The organism is Streptomyces milbemycinicus (assembly GCF_002154605.1).
In the GTDB taxonomy this organism is placed as follows: domain Bacteria; phylum Actinomycetota; class Actinomycetes; order Streptomycetales; family Streptomycetaceae; genus Streptomyces; species Streptomyces milbemycinicus.
Window position 1 is genome coordinate 15,501 of sequence record NZ_MUNE01000387.1, and the last position, 15,824, is coordinate 31,324.

Annotated in this window: 14 protein-coding genes and 1 pseudogene; 5 read left to right on the forward strand and 10 right to left on the reverse strand. The window is 70.7% G+C overall.

The window, feature by feature from the left end:
• Positions 1–41: 41 nt before the first annotated feature.
• A complete protein-coding gene (locus CCN51_RS29455) occupies positions 42–1,424 on the forward strand; it encodes an NAD-dependent succinate-semialdehyde dehydrogenase (protein WP_014172993.1) in 1,383 nt (460 codons plus the stop codon).
• Between the two features lie 66 nt (positions 1,425–1,490).
• A complete protein-coding gene (locus tag CCN51_RS29460) occupies positions 1,491–2,702 on the forward strand; it encodes a PucR family transcriptional regulator (RefSeq protein ID WP_014172992.1) in 1,212 nt (403 codons plus the stop codon).
• A gap of 60 nt (positions 2,703–2,762) precedes the next feature.
• On the opposite strand, the gene CCN51_RS29465 is transcribed toward CCN51_RS29460, so the two are convergent.
• The 4 genes and pseudogenes from CCN51_RS29465 to CCN51_RS58015 form a co-directional block, all read right to left on the reverse strand.
• A complete protein-coding gene (locus CCN51_RS29465; protein WP_043488573.1) occupies positions 2,763–4,409 on the reverse strand; it encodes a flavin monoamine oxidase family protein in 1,647 nt (548 codons plus the stop codon).
• Between the two features lie 154 nt (positions 4,410–4,563).
• Positions 4,564–5,355, reverse strand: coding sequence for a nitrilase-related carbon-nitrogen hydrolase (locus tag CCN51_RS29470; RefSeq protein WP_014172990.1), 792 nt, complete (start codon positions 5,353–5,355; stop codon positions 4,564–4,566).
• Positions 5,348–6,607 (reverse strand): M20 family metallo-hydrolase, encoded by a 1,260-nt coding sequence (locus CCN51_RS29475; RefSeq protein WP_014172989.1) that lies wholly within the window; start codon positions 6,605–6,607, stop codon positions 5,348–5,350. The genes CCN51_RS29470 and CCN51_RS29475 overlap by 8 nt, the downstream gene beginning before the upstream one ends.
• A 104-nt stretch (positions 6,608–6,711) precedes the next feature.
• Positions 6,712–7,035, reverse strand: a pseudogene (locus CCN51_RS58015) (amino acid permease); the annotation flags it as partial.
• 202 nt (positions 7,036–7,237) lie between these two features.
• Here CCN51_RS58015 and CCN51_RS29485 point away from each other — a divergent pair.
• Complete coding sequence (locus CCN51_RS29485) at positions 7,238–8,419, forward strand: RsbRD N-terminal domain-containing protein (RefSeq protein ID WP_014172987.1); 1,182 nt, start codon at positions 7,238–7,240, stop codon at positions 8,417–8,419.
• 40 nt (positions 8,420–8,459) lie between these two features.
• Here the strand turns inward: CCN51_RS29485 and CCN51_RS29490 are convergent, their stop codons facing one another.
• The gene (locus CCN51_RS29490) at positions 8,460–9,371 is read right to left on the reverse strand and encodes an LLM class flavin-dependent oxidoreductase (protein WP_043488572.1); all 912 of its coding nucleotides are present in this window, start codon (positions 9,369–9,371) and stop codon (positions 8,460–8,462) included.
• Positions 9,372–9,432: 61 nt separating this feature from the next.
• Here CCN51_RS29490 and CCN51_RS29495 point away from each other — a divergent pair, with 61 nt between their 5' ends.
• Together CCN51_RS29495 and CCN51_RS55160 are read left to right on the forward strand one after the other, a co-directional pair.
• Positions 9,433–9,936 (forward strand): MarR family winged helix-turn-helix transcriptional regulator, encoded by a 504-nt coding sequence (locus tag CCN51_RS29495; RefSeq protein ID WP_014172985.1) that lies wholly within the window; start codon positions 9,433–9,435, stop codon positions 9,934–9,936.
• Between the two features lie 25 nt (positions 9,937–9,961).
• Positions 9,962–10,102, forward strand: coding sequence for a hypothetical protein (locus CCN51_RS55160; RefSeq protein WP_014172984.1), 141 nt, complete (start codon positions 9,962–9,964; stop codon positions 10,100–10,102).
• 59 nt (positions 10,103–10,161) lie between these two features.
• Here CCN51_RS55160 and CCN51_RS29500 read toward each other — a convergent pair whose 3' ends face one another.
• From CCN51_RS29500 to CCN51_RS29520, 5 genes are all read right to left on the reverse strand, one after another.
• The gene (locus tag CCN51_RS29500; RefSeq protein ID WP_014172983.1) at positions 10,162–11,133 is read right to left on the reverse strand and encodes a WD40 repeat domain-containing protein; all 972 of its coding nucleotides are present in this window, start codon (positions 11,131–11,133) and stop codon (positions 10,162–10,164) included.
• A gap of 52 nt (positions 11,134–11,185) precedes the next feature.
• Positions 11,186–11,494 (reverse strand): hypothetical protein, encoded by a 309-nt coding sequence (locus CCN51_RS29505; RefSeq protein ID WP_014172982.1) that lies wholly within the window; start codon positions 11,492–11,494, stop codon positions 11,186–11,188.
• Positions 11,491–12,063 (reverse strand): RNA polymerase sigma factor, encoded by a 573-nt coding sequence (locus CCN51_RS29510; RefSeq protein ID WP_043488566.1) that lies wholly within the window; start codon positions 12,061–12,063, stop codon positions 11,491–11,493. The genes CCN51_RS29505 and CCN51_RS29510 overlap by 4 nt, the downstream gene beginning before the upstream one ends.
• A gap of 258 nt (positions 12,064–12,321) precedes the next feature.
• Positions 12,322–14,283 (reverse strand): bifunctional serine/threonine-protein kinase/glutamate ABC transporter substrate-binding protein, encoded by a 1,962-nt coding sequence (locus CCN51_RS29515; RefSeq protein ID WP_106436508.1) that lies wholly within the window; start codon positions 14,281–14,283, stop codon positions 12,322–12,324.
• Positions 14,284–14,469: 186 nt separating this feature from the next.
• Positions 14,470–15,693 (reverse strand): cytochrome P450, encoded by a 1,224-nt coding sequence (locus CCN51_RS29520; protein ID WP_014172979.1) that lies wholly within the window; start codon positions 15,691–15,693, stop codon positions 14,470–14,472.
• Between the last annotated feature and the right edge of the window lie 131 nt (positions 15,694–15,824).

The following is a 15,824-nucleotide window of genomic DNA, read 5'->3' on the forward strand; positions in this document are numbered from 1 at the left end:
AGGCCGCCCACCGCCCGGCCGAGTACGCGAAGGAAGAGCACATGACTGAATACAAGATCGTCGACCCGACCACCAACGCCCTGGTGCGGCGGTATCCGACGTCGGACGACGCCACGGTCGACCGCGCGATCGCGGCCGCCGCCGAGGAGTTCGCCGAGTGGCGGCGGCGCCCGATCAAGGAGCGGGCCGACGCCGTCCTCGCCGTGTCCCGGGAGTTCGAGCACCGGCGGGCGGACCTGGCCGCGATCATCACCCGCGAGATGGGCAAGACCACCCGCGAGGCCCTGGCCGAGGTGGACCTGTCAGCGGCGATCTTCGCGTACTACGCGGAGCACGGCCCCGACTTCGCCGCGGACCAGCGGCTCGACATCCGCGGCGGTGACGATGTGGTCGTCCGCTGCGAGCCGCTTGGCGCACTGCTCGGCGTCATGCCCTGGAACTACCCGTACTACCAGGTCGCCCGCTTCGCGGCGCCCAACCTGGTCCTCGGCAACACCGTCATCCTCAAGCACGCCCCGAGCTGCCCCGAATCGGCGCAGGCGATCGAGGACATCATGCGGGCGGCCGGACTGCCGGCCGGTGCGTACGTCAATGTGTACGCGAGCAACGAACAGGTCGCCCGCGCCATCGCGGACCCGCGGGTCCAAGGCGTGTCGCTCACCGGCTCGGAGCGTGCCGGACGGGCCGTGGGCGAAGTGGCGGGCCGCCACCTCAAGAAGTACGTCCTCGAGCTCGGCGGCTCCGACCCCTTCATCGTCCTCCCCGACGCCGACCTCCAGGCCGCCGTCAGCGCGGCCGTCGAGGGCCGGATGGGCAACGCGGGCCAGGCGTGCACCGCCTCGAAACGGTTCATCGTGGTCGCCCCGCTCTACGACCGCTTCCTCGACGCCTTCACCGCCGCGGTGCGGGGACTGACCATCGGAGACCCCACCGACGACGGCGTCTCCTTCGGCCCCCTCTCCTCCGAAGAGGCCGCCCGAACGGTGATCGCGCAGGTGCGCGATGCACTGGAGAAGGGCGCGACAGCGGTGGCCGGGGGCTCGCGGCCGGCCCGCGGGGGCGCCTTCGTCGAACCGACAGTCCTCACCGGTGTCACCCCCGCCATGCGCGCGTACCGCGAGGAGATCTTCGGCCCCGTCGCGGTCGTCCACCGTGTCCCGGACACCGCGACCGCGATCCGCCTCGCCAACGACACGCCGTACGGCCTCGGCAGCGTGGTGTTCGGCCGCGACATCGCGGCCGCGAAGGCGGTCGGCGACGCGCTCGACGTCGGCATGGTCTCGATCAACGGCCCCTCCGGCACCCAAGAGGACCTGCCCTTCGGCGGTGTCAAGCTCTCCGGCGTGGGACGCGAACTGGGCTCCTACGGAATGAACGAGTTCGTCAACCGGAAGGTCATACGCGTACGGGGCCGGGCGGGCTGAAACCGCTCGATGCCGCCGTGGGATGCTGCGGCCCGGACAGCGATGCGGAGAACCGGACACCCGCGTATGAGCCCAGACGAGGACAAGGCCACCATGGAGCACCTGCAGACGCCACACCCGGCCCTGCCCCCGGCAGACCCCCATGTGGCCGCCCTGGCGAGCCAGTGTCTGGAGGAAATCGACAGCCTGGTGAGCGAATGGGCCGAATACGTCGGGCCGGTCCGCGCCTCCTACTCCGACCTCGTGTCCCCGCAGGACTTCCGCGACAGCGCGTGGCAGGCGTTCGAACTCCTGCTGCGCACCGTCGCCCAACTGCCGGTGCCGGAACACATCGCCGGCGTGTCCGAGCGGGTCGGCGAACAGCGCGCCCGCCAGGGCGTGCCGCTGGACGCGCTGCTGCAAGCCGCCCGGGTGGACTTCCGGGTCGTCTGGGCGGCCCTGGTGCGGCGCGCGGGCGAGGAGGGCAGAGCACAGCTGGTCACCTCGGCCTACTACGTATGGGAGGCGGTCGAGCGCCACGTCACCGGCATCATGACCACCTACCAGCGGACCGTCCTGGAGATGGGGCGGCGCAGGGAGGACGAGCGTCGCCTGTGGTTCACCCGGCTCCTGGACAGCGACGGCCGTAACCCCACCGTGGTCCAGGACGCCGCGCTGGCCCTCGGCTTCCAGGTGTCCGGGCGTTTTCTGTGCGCGGTGGCGCCCGGGGGTGGCGAGGCGTCGCTGCGCGGGGCCGCGAACGCGCTCCGCAACCTCGGCACCCCGATGCAGCAGCAGGCGGTCGCCTCGGACATGGTCCTGGTCGTCCAACTGGGCTCCCGGGTGGCCCGGGAAACGGTGCTGGCACACCTCCTCGGGACGCCGTGTGGTGTCTCGCCCGAGGTGACCGGGGTGACCGAGGTGCCCCGCGCGGTGAAGCTGGCCACCGCCACCGCCCGCGTACTGCCCCGCGATGCCACGGGACCGCGCCGGCTGGAGGACAGCTGGCTCGATGTCCTGGTCCACCGGGCCGGGGACCTGGGGCGCGATCTGGCGGCCGATGTACTCGGCGGGCTCCACGAAGCGGTTCCCCGTGTGGAGGCGGACCGGCTGCTGGAGACCGTCCGGGTGCATCTGTCCGGCAGCGGATCCGTCGCGGACACGGCCGCCGCCCTGTACTGCCACCGCAACACGATCCAGCAGCGCCTCAACCGATTCGCCGAACTCACCGGCCGCGACCCCCGACGACCCGAGGACGCGGCCCTGGTGGTCCTGGCACTGAGCGCCGGCCGTCTGTAACAGCCATGACGGCGGATGCCGCCCGTGACGACCCGGGCGGCAACCGGCCGCACACGGCGGCTACGCCAGCCTGACCGGCTTCAGCTCGTCGAAGCGGTCGCCCGGACCGGGGTTCGCCGCGCTGGTCTTGCCGCCCAGTTGGGTCATGACGCCCCACACCGCGTTCAGCCCGGTCGTGACCGCGCCCTCGGCCCAGCCGCCGGTCCAGGACACGTCGTCGCCCGCCAGGAAGATGCCGCGGTGGGCAGGGTCGAAGCGGTCCTGCATGAAGTGGGTGTAGAGGCGTTCCTGGTAGCGGTAGTGGCCGGGCAGATTGTCGCTGAACGCGCCCATGAAGTCCGGGTCGTCCTCCCAGGAGATGGTGACGGGGTCGCCGATGATGTGCGAGGCGATGTCGACGTTCGGGTAGATCTGCTTGAGGGAGTGCAGCATCAGCCTTACGCGCTCGTCGACATCGAGCGGCAGCCACTTCAGCGCATCGTCGTTCCAGGTGTACGACAGGCAGATCAGCGCCGGCTTGTCGGGGCCGTCGTCCAGCAGATAGGTGCCACGCGTCAGCCGGTCGGTGAGCGTGGTGCTGAGCACATGCTGCCCGGTGTCCGGGTCGATGTCCTTCCAGAAGGGCCGGTCGACCACGACGAACGTCTTGGACGACTGCATATAGTGCGTCCGCTCGATCGCCGTCCACAACGGGTGGCTGAACAGCGACTCATCGGTGTCGATCCGGGCGGACAGCAGCCATGACTGGCACGTGGCGACGACCGCGGGATAGCCGGCCGTCCTGCCCCACCGGTCCGTCACCTCGATGGGGCCACCCAGCCCGCCCGGTCCGTCCGCACGCCGTATCCGCCGCACCGCACCGCGGGGCGAGCCGCCGTGCAGGGAGGCGAGGCTGGTCCCGGCGGGCCAGTGTGCGAGCTGTCGGGGGGCGTACTGCCACAGGAGTTGGGGAAGGCGCTGGGCGCCGCCGAGGATGCGCTGCTGATCGTCCTCCGCGCCCCCGTAGACCACCCGAAGGATCTCGAGCATCGAATCGGGGAAGTTGGTGTCCCAGCCCCCGGTGCCGAAGCCGACGAGCCCGAACGCCTCGCGGTACTCGAAGGGCAGGGCGGAGAAGGCATTGGACGTGGCGAGGTAGTGCGAGAAGGACATGTCGTCCAGGACGGGCACCAGCTCGTTCCAGAGCCTCTTGACCGTGGCGTAGTCGCGGTCCGCGATCGCCCGCCGCATGGTGCGGAAGTGGGCCCGTTCCTCCAGACAGTCCTGCCAGGCCGTGGCCACGTCATGGAACATCGGCGGCAGGTCGGCGGCCGACTCGGCGTAGTGCCTGCGCCCGGCGATCTCGATCACGGTGCTGTCGGAGGCCGGGGTGAGCGGGTTGGGGAACGGTGTGGTGTCGAGGCCGAGGATGTCGATGTAGTGGAAGAGGGCGCGGGCGGACCGGGGGAACCGCATACCGCCGAGGTCGGCCACCGGGAGGTCGGTGCCCGGCTGGCGGGCACCGCGCAGTCTCCCGCCGAGCTGGGCGGACTCGTACACGACCGGTTGCAGGCCCAGCTTCATCAGCTCGTACGCGGCCACCAGCCCGGACATACCGGCGCCGACGACGGCGATCTGCGTGCCGTGGTGTTCGCGCGGGATCGAGCCGAGCCCGTCGGGGTGGGCGAGGTATTCGTCGTAGGGGAAGGGGAAGTCCGGGATCAGCATGCTGATGCCGCTGCGCGGGGGCGTGTTCACGGGATGGTCCTGAAGGGCTCGTACCGGGGCGGGCCCGGCGCGGGTCGGTTGAGGGACAGGTGGGTGTCGCGTCGGGGCGGGTCGGTTGGGTGGGGAAGCGGGTGTCGCGTCGGGGCGCGGCCGGTCAGTCGCGCAGAGCGAGATAGTCGGTGTCGCGGCGCGCGGCCCGCAGGGTCTCGCCGCTCACCTCGGCCACCACCAGCTCCTCGCCCGTCTCGCCGGCCGCGACGCGTCGGCCGTAGGGGTCGCTCAGGCAGCTCAGCCCGGCGAAGCCGGGGCCGGAGTGGTTGGCGTAGGCGATGAAGAGCTGGCTCTCCAGCGCCCGGGTGGGCACGACCATGCCGGGCACGAGACGGGTGTCGAACGGCGCGGGCCGCCCGTCGACCGGCGGGCGCAGCGGCACCGCGGTGGGTACGCACAGCAGCTCGGCGCCCGAGAGCGCGACCGCGCGGGTGAACTCGGGGAACTCGACGTCGAAGCAGATGCCGAGCGCCACGGGGACGCCGTACAGGGGGACGACCTGAGGAGGCCGCCGGCCGGGTGTGAAGAACGTGTTCTCCGCCTCGCCGAACAGATGTGTTTTGCGATACCTGGTCAGTTCGTGTCCGCGGTGGTCGAAGAGCGAGGCGCTGATGAAGCGTTCGCCGCCTTGGTGATCGACGGTCGAGGCGACGAGCGTCACGCCGACGGAGCGCGCGAGGGCGGCCAGCCGTTCGCGGTGTCGCGCTCCGTCGTCGTGGGCGACGGCCGCCGGGTCGTAGCCGCTGGTGAACAGCTCCGGTGTCACCAGCAGCCGCGCCCCCCGCGCCGCGGCCTGCCGTGCGTACTCCTCGAGTGTCGCCAGGTTGTGGCCCAGATCGCCGACCACACTGGTGGCCTGCAGGACCGCCACCTTCAGAGGTCCGGACTCAGCCATCGAGCGCGCCCTCGCACAGCCGCCGGACCACCTCGGTCAGCACATCGACTCCGGCGCACAGGTCGCTGTCCCCGGTGAACTCGCCCTCGTTGTGGCTGACGCCCTCGCGGCTGGGGACGAACAGCATCACGGTCGGCACGACGTCGTTCATGTTGATGGAGTCGTGTCCGGCCAGCGTGTACACCGGCCGGCTGGTCAGCCCCAGGGAGTCGGCGCAGTCGCGGGCGAGGTCCACCCCGGCCGCCGGGTACGGGCGGACACCCCACGCATGGGAACCGCGGACCTCGATCCGGACCCGCACCTCGTCCTCGATGAGCTTGATGCCCTGCTCCAGCAGCTGCTTGGCCTCGGCGAGTACGTCCTCGTCGGCGGAGCGGAGATCCATCGTCAGATCGACCCGGCGGGGGACGACGACGGGGGAGTTGGGCAGCACGGTGAGCTGTCCGACGGAGGTGTGCAGCGCACCGGCCGGATAGCGGTCCGCCAGCTCGCGCAGCAGCACCACCAGACGGGATGCGCCGAGAAGGGCGTCACGGCGGTCGGCGATGACGGTGGACCCGGTGTGCGCCTGCTCGCCGTGCACGGTGACGGTGAACTTCTCCGCCGCCCAGCAGGAGTGGACGAGTCCGATGGTGGTGTCGGAGTCCTCCAGGGACCGTCCCTGCTCGATGTGGATCTCGGCGCACGCGGCGGGCACCGGCCCGGTCCCGGACCCGGTGTGCCCGATCGCGGCCAGGGCCTCGGCGACGGACACCCCGTCCGTGTCCCGGATGGCCAGAGCGTCCGCCGCCGCCATCTTCCCGGTGAAGACCGAGCTGCCCATCATGGACGGGGCGAACCGCGACCCCTCCTCGTTGAACCAGTCCACCACCGCCAGGTTGTACTTCGGGCGGTGCGCGGGGGCGTGGCCGGCGGCCAGCCGCCGGCCCGCGTGCAGGGCGGCCGCGACACCGTACGCCCCGTCGAACTTGCCGGCCAGGGGCTGGCTGTCGAGGTGGGAGCCGACCAGTACGTACGGGGCTCCCGGGTTCCACTCCAGGAGCCCGAAGACATTGCCCACCGCGTCGACCTCGACCGTGAACCCGTACTGGCCGAGCAAGGCGGTGAACCAGGCCCGCGCCTGGGCGTCCGCGACGGTTGCGGCCTGCCGGTCGACGCCTCCGCCGGGTGTCTCGCCGATCTGGCTCAGCGAACGGAAGTCCCGCAGGAACAGCTCGGCGTCGGGGCTGGTGGCGGTGTGCTCGATGGTCATGAGTGTGTTCTCCTTCGGGAAGGGGGTCAGGGGCGTCGGGAGGGAGACGGAGACGGTTCGGAGGGGGTGCGGTCGGCTGAAAGGACGCGGCCGCGTACGGCGTACCAACCGGCGACGTAGGCAGCCTTCTCGCCGAAGAACTCCCGCGCGTAGGAGACGAAGGAACCCGAATTCGGACGGTGCAGAACGAGTTCCCCGAGCGCCCGCAGAATGAAGAAGGGGAAGACCCCGCAGAAGGCATAGACGAATACCAGGGCGGGGCCTGTCGAAGCGAGTCGTCCGCCGACGCCCAGAAAGAGCCCCGTGCCAATCGCGCCGCCGATACCGATCATCTGTATCTGGCGATGGGAAGGACTCTTTCGGTAGCCCGGATCCTCGTCGTCGGAAGCATCGGCGCGCGTGGTGTCCACGCCTGTTTCCACTGCCACGGGCTCCTCCTTTGCCTGGCACCGAAGGGTGCGCAAGCGGAAGAGTGTCAGCGGCCGGGTGGGCCGACAATGAAATGTTGCACTGGGCGGAGAGCCAAAAATTTGGCGTATGCACAACCGACGGACGGAACGGGTCGATGTCATGCCGCCCGGCCCGACACCGTAATATTTCGGGGCCCGCACCGGCAGGAAGGAGACATGCGTGTCCGGTCAGGACGAACGGCTCTGGGACGATCTCATCGAGCGGACGCGCGGTCGTTTGGGCGCGATGGTGGAACAGTTCCTCGCACGCACCATGACGGACCCTTCTTACGCCGATTCCGAACTCACAGCGGAGGATTTGCGGCGGTCGAGCGTCGAGTCGTTCACCGCGATCCTGGACAGCCTGCGCTCGGACGGAACCACGAGCGCCCTGGTGGCCATCGCCGAGCCGCTGGGGACCCGGCGCGCCCGGCAGGCCGTTCCGCTGGACAGCCTGCTGCGCGCCGTCCGGCTCGACTTCACCGTGCTGTGGGAACACTTGGCGGACCCGGCCTCCGGGATGGACCCGGCGCTGCTGGTGCGCAAGGCCGGACGGGTGTGGACCACGGTGGACGAGTTCGCGGCGCATGTCCAGGAGCACTACCTCGCCGAACAGCTGGCCATCGAGCAGGCCAACGCGGATCTCCAACGGCACTACCTGGCCCAGCTGTTCGGCACCACACGGCCCACCGAGGCCGCCCTCGAGCGCATAGCCGGTGCGCTCCGCGTGTCCACATCGGGCAACTTCTCTGTGGCCGCGGTGTCCCGGGACGACGGAGTCGTCGTGCGCAGGAGGATCCGGAGCACCCCACGGTACGGCCACGTCTACTTCGACTACGACATGGGACATCACACCCTGTTCCTGTGGCCGACGGCGGAGCCGGCCCTGGGCAGACTCCCCCAAGGAGTCAAGGACCTCTTCGCCGATATGGCGGTCGCGGTCGCGCCGGTCGCCAGGGGGCTGGTGCGCGTCCGCGACGCTGCCTCGGCCGCGAGAGAGATCATGATCGACCTGCCGTTGGACAGTTCGGGCGTTGCCACGCTGTCGGACCGCTGGCGCTCGGTGACCCGGCACCTCCTGGCCGGGGTCGGATGTGATCTGGGTCAGATCGTCTTCCCGTACCTGGAGAAGTGCACGGATCTGGAACGGCGGAAGATCCTGGAAACCGTCGCCACCTACCTGGACACGGGAAGCCTGGGCGATACGGGCCGATTGCTGGAGTGCCACCGCAACACCGTGCTGAACCGGCTGAACACGTTCGAGAAGTACACCGGCCTTGACGTACAGCGGCCCTACGACGCCGCCGCCGTGATCATTGCCCTGGAATGGCAGGGTGCGGAATGGCAGGGTGCCCGCCCCTGAAGTCGGCCGGGCCCGGCGTGTGCGCCGACGAGCGTCACCCTCAGGCGCCTCTCTCCCGCACGGGGGTGATGATCTCGTCCACCAGCCAGCGAGCGGCCTTGTCCCGATAGGGGCGGGGTAGCGCCAGCACGATGTGCCGGATGCCGGCGGCGGCGAGGGCGTGGACGTGGGCGCGGGTGGCGGCGGGGTCGGTGTAGTCGACGATGATCTGCGCGGAGCGGGTGATCTCGGCGGGGTCGCGGCCGATCGCTTCGCAGTGTGCGTCCAGGACGCGGGCGCGCGCGGCGATCCAGTCGGTGGCGTTGTGCGGCGGGCCGGGGACGTTCCAGATGTCGGCGTGTTCGGCGATGATGCGCAGCGTGCGATCGCCCCAGCCGCCGAGCAGCAGCGGCGGGCCGCCGGGCTGGACCGGGCCGGGTCCGTTGCGGGTGGCGCGCAGGGTGGTGAAGGGGCCGTCGTGGTCGAAGACTTCCTCGCTCCACATGCGGCGCAGGATGGTGATCGTCTCGGTGAGGCGGGCCAGGCCCTCGCCGGGACTCGGAAGCGGGAGGCCGTAGGCGGCGTACTCGGCGACGGCCGGGTTGGGGCCGTCGGGCTGTCGGGTGCCGCCGACGCCCAGGCCCATGATCAGGCGCCCTTGGGAGATCGCGTCCACGGTGGTGGCGATCTTTCCGAGGTGGGCGGGGGCGCGCAGCCTGTTGCTGGTGACGAGCAGGCCGAGGCGGAGCCGGCTGGTACGGGCGGCCAGCGCGGCCAGCAGCGTCCAGCCCTCCAGGACGGCGCCGCCGGGCGGCCCGGCCAGCGGCATCAGATGGTCCCACAGCCAGGCGTCGTCGAGTTCGGGCAGTTCGTCGGCCTCCTCCCAGACGCGAAGGATCTCGTCGTAGCCGAGGTGCATGGGCGTCGTCTTGACGCCGAAACGGAGAGCACGCAGGGGTGTGTCAATCGCCATGACCGTCACCATAGACGATCGTCAGTGATGCTGACTATCAGGCGATGGGTACGATGGCGGAATGGCGGAGAACAACGAGGACGGGCCCGCGGTCGAGGAACTGCTCGGCGCGCGGCTCGGCTACCTGCTCAAGCACGCGCAGCTGAGGCTGGCCGAGCACGCCGGGCCCGCGCTGGCCCGGTTCGGGCTGGACGCCCGGGAGTTGGCGGTGCTCGCGGTGCTGGCGGCCGGCCGCCCGCTGTCACAGCTGGAGGCCGCACGGCGGCTGGGCGTGGACCGTACGACGATGGTCGCGCTCATCGACGCGCTGGAGAGCAAGGACTTGGTGGAGCGGCGCCGCAGCGAGGAGGACCGCCGCCGCAACGTGGTCGAGCTGACGGAGCGGGGCATGCGGGTGCGGGCCGATGCGGAGGAGGCCCGCGAGGCGGCGGAGCGCGAGTTCCTTGGCCCGCTGGGCGAGGAGGAGGCGGCGCGGCTGATGAAGGCGCTGCGCGTGCTCGTGCTCAGAACTCCGAACCAGCCATTGGCGCCAAGAGGTCAAGCCGCTCGCAGCGGGCGGAGCTGAAGGCGTCACCGGTGAGGCATTCGGAGTGCAGGCGCTCATCGGCGTGCTCACGCCCGACCAGGTACTGGCCCTCGCCGACGGCCTCGGCGAGGCGAGCCGCCGTATGACCGCCGGACCCGCGTGCTCGGGCCCTGACGCCGAGGCCGCTGCCGGCCTCGGCGGGTAAGCGGCCATCGGCTCGACCCGGCGAAGGTCCGAAGCCATGCCGCCGTACGGGCGGGATCGTCAGAGAGCCAGGTCCCAGACGCGTACGGCGCCGTCCCGGCCGGCGGTCAGGGCGACCGGGCGATCCCGCAACGTGGTGACCGCCACCGCTTCGACGCGCGCATCGTGGCCGGTCAGCGGCGGCCCGACGGGTCGACCGCCGGCGAGGTCCCAGATCCGTACGGTCCCGTCCTCACCGCCGGTCACCGCGACCGGCCGGTCGCCGACCACGGCGATGTCCAAGGCGTTGATCCCGCCCTCATGACCGGTGGCCGGTTCGTGGATCGGATCGTCGTCTTCGCCCGCGGCCAGGTCGAACACGTACACCTTTCCGGAGTCCGTGCCCGCCACGACGACAGGACGGCCGTCGACCTCGGAAAAACCGACAGCGTATGACCGCTGCTCGTCGTCCACGTAGAACGACGCGACCTCCTCACCATTCGCGACATCCCATACCGTCACCCCCTCTTCGTTGCCCCCGGCGACCAGCGAGCGGCCGTCGATCCGTGCGGTGGCGAGACCCCAGACGGAGCCGGCGTCCAGTTCGATCGGCGGCTCCTCGCCGAGTCCCCACAGCTCGACTCCGTCCCAGTGGATCCCACTACTTGCCACGAACAGCGGTGGTCCCGCGTTCTTCACCGTGGCGATGGACGCGATATAGGGCCCGTTGTGGGTGTTCCCGCGCAGCAACTCGCCGCTGAACAGGTCCCAGATGGACGCTCCCTGCTCATCACCGCCGGCGGCCAGCACCACGCGCCCGTCGAAAACGGCCACGGCAACGGAGTCGATATCGTTCTCGGCATCCGGGTACTCGGCGGCGAAGGCGGACGCCAATGGCCGCTCCAGCCATTCGTCCCGCAGCGGAGCCCACGTCCACAGCTTGTAGAAGCCGGTGCACACCACCAATGGCTCCCCGTCCACATCGACGACGGCAAGGCCGTGGACCGGGCCGCCGGGCGCCACGCTGCTCAGAATCAAACGTTCGTCGGACATCCCGGCAGGATAATCGGCGCGTACGACAGGCCGGTTGGCGAGAACCACTTGGCTAGGGGGCGGCGACCGATTCGCCGTGGCGCTTCCCGTGGTCCGCGACGGTCAGTGTGCACTGGCCGTCCTCGCAGGAGCGCTCCAGGCGGCCCCGGGAAATGGTCTGTATCAGCCCGACCGCCCAGCACATCGGACACCCGCGCAACGCGAACAGACCGGCCGGCAGCAGCACCAGGCTGACCGGCCCGACGGCCGGTATGAGTGCGAACGAGCCGACCAGCGCGCCGAATCCCACCGCGCCACGCACCAGGTGGCGGGGCAGGGAGGCGCTTGCGAAGCCGGGATCGTCGGCCTTCGTTCCGGTCATGGGTTCCCTCCGGGAGGTGAGTCAGGTGCGGCGGTACGGAGCGTGTGCCGAACCGCCGCGCGGGCTCGGTGCAGACGCGATTTCATCGCCGCCGTACTGAGGCCCAGCGCATCGGCGACCATCCGTCCGCTGTGGCCCTGCACATCTCGCATGATCAGCACCCGGCGCTGGTCGGGTGGCAGCGCGGCAACCGCCGCCGCCACCCTGCTCGCGTCCAGGCGCCGCAGCGCCTCGTCCTCGGCCGAGTCCACGGCGGTGTCCACGGCAGTGTCCGGCAACGGCGGGTGGCCCCGCATCATCGTCCGGGCGCGCCGCAGACACTCGTTGCGGACGATGCGGAACATCCACGACGCCAGTGCGCCGGAGGCTCGTAGCATTCCGATCTTGCGGTACAGGATGATCAAGGCTTCCTGCGCCGCGTCCTCGGCGTCCTCCGGGGTCGCGCACAGGGAGTGGGCGAAGCGCTGCACGTTCGGGTGTGAGCCCGACACCAGCGCGGCGATCGAGTCGACATCACCGCGCTGCGCGGCGACGACCAGCTGTTCGCTGGGCCAAGCCGAGTCAGCCACGCCCACCTCGCTTGCGCTTCATGGTGAACATGCAGGTGCAGAGCAGCACCACACCAACGGCGATACCGATACCAACGACCACGACAACCTCCCCATCCTGGCCCGACGTCTGTCGGTGCAGGTATAAGAGGCGCGGGCCGCGCAAAAGGATTCAGCCCGCGCCCGAGATCGGCCCTGCGGGACCGGCTGGCCGAATTGGTCGAAGGCGAGCGCGACAAGGCCGAGTGACGGGGCAGTACGGGGGCATGGCAGTCCACGTCACTGGGGCGGCGCGTCCGTCTTCAGGAGGGGGAGGTTCTGCTTCAGCGCCCTGGTCCAGGACCCGTCCGCCGTCATCTTGTCCAGCGCCCGCTGGATCTTGTCCTTGAGGGGGCTGCCCTTGGCGACACCGATGCCGTAGCGCTCGTCGGTCATCGCGAGGCCGCCCAGTTCGAAGCTGTCCGGTTCCCGGGCGGCGTAGCCGGCGAGAATGGCGTCGTCGGCGGTGACGGCATCCACGGCTCCGTCCTTCAGGTCGGAGAGGCAGAGCGCGTACGTGGCACGTTCGCTGACCTGCGCCTGCGGTGCGAACTTCGTCCGGACGTTGAGCGCAGAGACGGACCCTGTGGGCGCGCAGACCCTCCGGCCGTTGAGGTCCTGGGCCGTACGGACCGAGGTGTCGTCCCCGCGAATCAGGACGTCCTGGTGGGCCTCCAGGTACGGGCCCGCGAAGTCGACTTTCTTCTCCCGCGCGTCGGTGACGGCGTACGCGGCGACGATGAAGTCGACCTCTCCGCGCTCCAGCACGGCCTCGCGATCGCTGCTGAGGGTTTCCTTCCACTCGATGTCGGCGGGATTGTGGCCGAGCGCCTTGGCGATGTACGTGGCCACGTCCACGTCGAAGCCCGAGTAGCGGCCAGCCGGCGTTTTGAAGCCGAGGCCGGGCTGGTCGAATTTGATGCCGATGGTGATCTTCTTGCCGCCGCTCGGTCCGTTGCTCGCACCGCTGCTCGGGGTGTCGTTCGACGCCTTGTCGGGGGAGCCGGAAGTGTCGGGCTTCCGGGCGGTGTTGTCGCCGTCGGAGCCGTTGCCCAGGGGCAGCAGCGCCCACAGGAGGGCGCCGGCGACCGCCACGGCACCGAGGGCCGACCCGTACACCCAGCCGCGCCGTGACCGGGCCGCCGGCGGCGGCGCCGGCGGGTGCATCGGGGGTGTCTGCGGCATCGGCGGGGACGGCGGGGCCACATACGCGGGCGGCTCGCCCTGCTGCGGCACGGGCCGCGACGGCTGCGGTGCGGCCGGGTGGGGCGGGGCGAGCGGGTAGGAGCTGGGGTCGTCGACGGGAGCCTTGGCCGCCGCGGACCCGGCCGTCGGCGCCGACCCGGTCATCGGCGCGGACTCGGCCCCTGGCGCCTGCCCGGCCGCCATCGTGGATTCGGCCCCTGGCGCTTGCCCGGCCGCCGTCGTGGATTCGGCCGCCGCCTCCGCCTCGGTCAGCAACCGGTCCAGCGTACGGGCGTCCGGTCGCTCCTGCGGGTCGCGCACCAGGACGGACATCAGTACGGCGGTCAGCGCTCCGGCATGCTCCGGCGGCGGCACGTCCTCACCGAGGACGGCCGCGAGCGTGGCGAGCGCGTTGCCGCGGCGCATCGGGTTGCGCCCCTCGACGGCGACGTAGAGCGTCATGGCCAGCGACCACAGATCGGCCTCCGGCCCGCCGTCCTCGCCGGACACGCGCTCGGGCGCCATGTAGTCGGGTGTGCCGATGAAGGAGCCCGCGGCCGTCAGGGCGGTGGACCCTTGGACGGCCGCGATCCCGAAGTCGGTGAGGACCGGGCTGCCGTCGGGCCGCAGCAGGATGTTCGCGGGCTTGATGTCCCGGTGCTGGATGCCCGCGGCGTGTGCCGCCGCCAGTCCGGCCAGCATCCCCCGCCCGAGCCGGGCCGCTTCGGCGGGGGAGAGGAGACCGCGGTCGAGGCGGGCCTGGAGCGAACCACCGGCGACCAGTTCCATGACAAGCCACGGGTACGTGTGTTCGTCGCCGTCCACGATGTGATGGATGGTCACCACGTTGGAGTGGACGATACGCGCGAGCGCCCTGGCCTCCCGCAGGACACGGGCGCGCAGGGCGCGGGCGGCCTCGGGGTCGTACTCGGCGAGTCCCGGGTCGGGCGGGCGGACCTCCTTGAGCGCGACTTCACGGTGCAGCGCCAGGTCATGCGCCCTCCACACCAGTCCCATGCCGCCACCGCCGAGCCGCGCAAGCAACTCGAAACGGCCGTCGATCACCCGTGCCACTCATCCCCCTTGCCCCGGCGAAGGCCCTGGTCGGAGTCGGCTCCGCAGGCCCCCGGACCACAGCCCTGACCAACTCTGCCACAGGTGCCGCAGCGCGGGCAGAAGCTTCGAGGGGAGCCGGGCCGGGGCTCAGGCGGTGACGCCCTCGATCGCCACGGGAAGGTGACGGGGGCCGCGCAGCACGGCGTTGGCGCGGTAGGGCGGCGGGTCTTCCAGCAGCCGGAAGTCCTTGACCCGGCGGAACAGTTCGGGCAGGGCGAGGTGCGCCTCTATGCGGGCGAGCGGGGCACCGAAGCAGTAGTGGATGCCGGTGTAGAAGCCGAGGTGTTCGTTGTCCTTGCGTTCGGGCATGAACCGGTCGGGGTCCTCGAAGCGTCTCGGATCGCGGTTGGCCGCGGCCAGCATGAGCCAGACCGGGGAGCCCTTGGGGATGGTGGTGTCGGCGATGTCGATATCGGCCAGGGCGGTGGTCCATGGGACGAACTGGACCGGGGGCTCGTAGCGCAGCACTTCCTCGATGAGGGGGGTGGCCAGGTCCTGGTCGTGCTGGAACCGCCGGAGGACATCGGGGTGGCGCAGCAGGGTGAGCGTGGTGTTCGTGATCAGGTTGACGGTGGTTTCGTGGCCGGCGACCAGGAGCAGCACCGCCGTGGCCACCAGATCCTTCGGTGTCATGCGGCCGCCGGGGCCGGTGTGGGGGGCGAGGGCGCTGAGGATCCCGGGGCGGGGATGGCGGCGTGAGGCGTCGATCAGATCGGCCAGGTAGGAGCCCATCTCCTGGCGTGCCGTGTCTGCCCGCTCCTGGCCGTTTTCGCCGGGGTGGGGGTCGACGCCGGCCGCCAGGGCGTCGGCCCAGCCGTGGAAGCGCGGCTCGTCCTCACGCGGCACGCCGAGGACCTTGCAGATGGCCGTGACCGGAAGGGGGTAGGAGAAGTCCTCGACGATGTCGACCTGGTCCTTTCCCTCGAAGGCGTCGAGCAGTTCGGTGACGACCTTGGCCAGGTCCGCTTGCAGATCGTGGAGGAACCGGGGGCTGTGCGGGGGGCCGAACGGGCGGTTCGCCGTACCGCGCAGCCGGTCGTGTTCGGGCGGGTCGGTGAAGATGAAGCTCGGTGGCAGGCCGGTGTTCTCCTCCGATCCCCCGGTGCGGGCGCAGCCGGGTGCGCGGTTGCGTGTGTCGTTGCTGAGCCGTGGGTCGTTGGCCAGGCTCTTCACCTCGTAGTAGGTGCTGACCAGGTAGGTGCCGTCGTCCTCCCGGATGACGGGCTGCTTGCGCAGTTCCGCGAAGAGCGGGTACGGATCGGCCCGGTTGGCGTAGTCGTTGATGCGTGCGGACATGCTGCCGAGCGTCATGGTGTCTCCTAGAGGCTTCGGGCGGTCCAGGGCCGGTGGTCAGGCCCGCGACGGGACGAACTCGACACGCCGCTCGCTCGGTGAGTGACCCGTCAGCGTGACGGTGGGCTGGTGGGTGGGGAGATGGGGGT

Coding starts and splice junctions, on each gene's coding strand:
- CCN51_RS29455 (WP_014172993.1), top strand. CDS start 42: ATGACTGAATACAAGATCGTCGACCCGACCACCAACGCCCTGGTGCGG.
- CCN51_RS29460 (WP_014172992.1), top strand. CDS start 1,491: ATGAGCCCAGACGAGGACAAGGCCACCATGGAGCACCTGCAGACGCCA.
- CCN51_RS29465 (WP_043488573.1), bottom strand. CDS start 4,409: ATGCTGATCCCGGACTTCCCCTTCCCCTACGACGAATACCTCGCCCAC.
- CCN51_RS29470 (WP_014172990.1), bottom strand. CDS start 5,355: ATGGCTGAGTCCGGACCTCTGAAGGTGGCGGTCCTGCAGGCCACCAGT.
- CCN51_RS29475 (WP_014172989.1), bottom strand. CDS start 6,607: ATGACCATCGAGCACACCGCCACCAGCCCCGACGCCGAGCTGTTCCTG.
- CCN51_RS29490 (WP_043488572.1), bottom strand. CDS start 9,371: ATGGCGATTGACACACCCCTGCGTGCTCTCCGTTTCGGCGTCAAGACG.
- CCN51_RS29495 (WP_014172985.1), top strand. CDS start 9,433: ATGGCGGAGAACAACGAGGACGGGCCCGCGGTCGAGGAACTGCTCGGC.
- CCN51_RS29500 (WP_014172983.1), bottom strand. CDS start 11,133: ATGTCCGACGAACGTTTGATTCTGAGCAGCGTGGCGCCCGGCGGCCCG.
- CCN51_RS29505 (WP_014172982.1), bottom strand. CDS start 11,494: ATGACCGGAACGAAGGCCGACGATCCCGGCTTCGCAAGCGCCTCCCTG.
- CCN51_RS29515 (WP_106436508.1), bottom strand. CDS start 14,283: ATGGGACTGGTGTGGAGGGCGCATGACCTGGCGCTGCACCGTGAAGTC.
- CCN51_RS29520 (WP_014172979.1), bottom strand. CDS start 15,693: ATGACGCTCGGCAGCATGTCCGCACGCATCAACGACTACGCCAACCGG.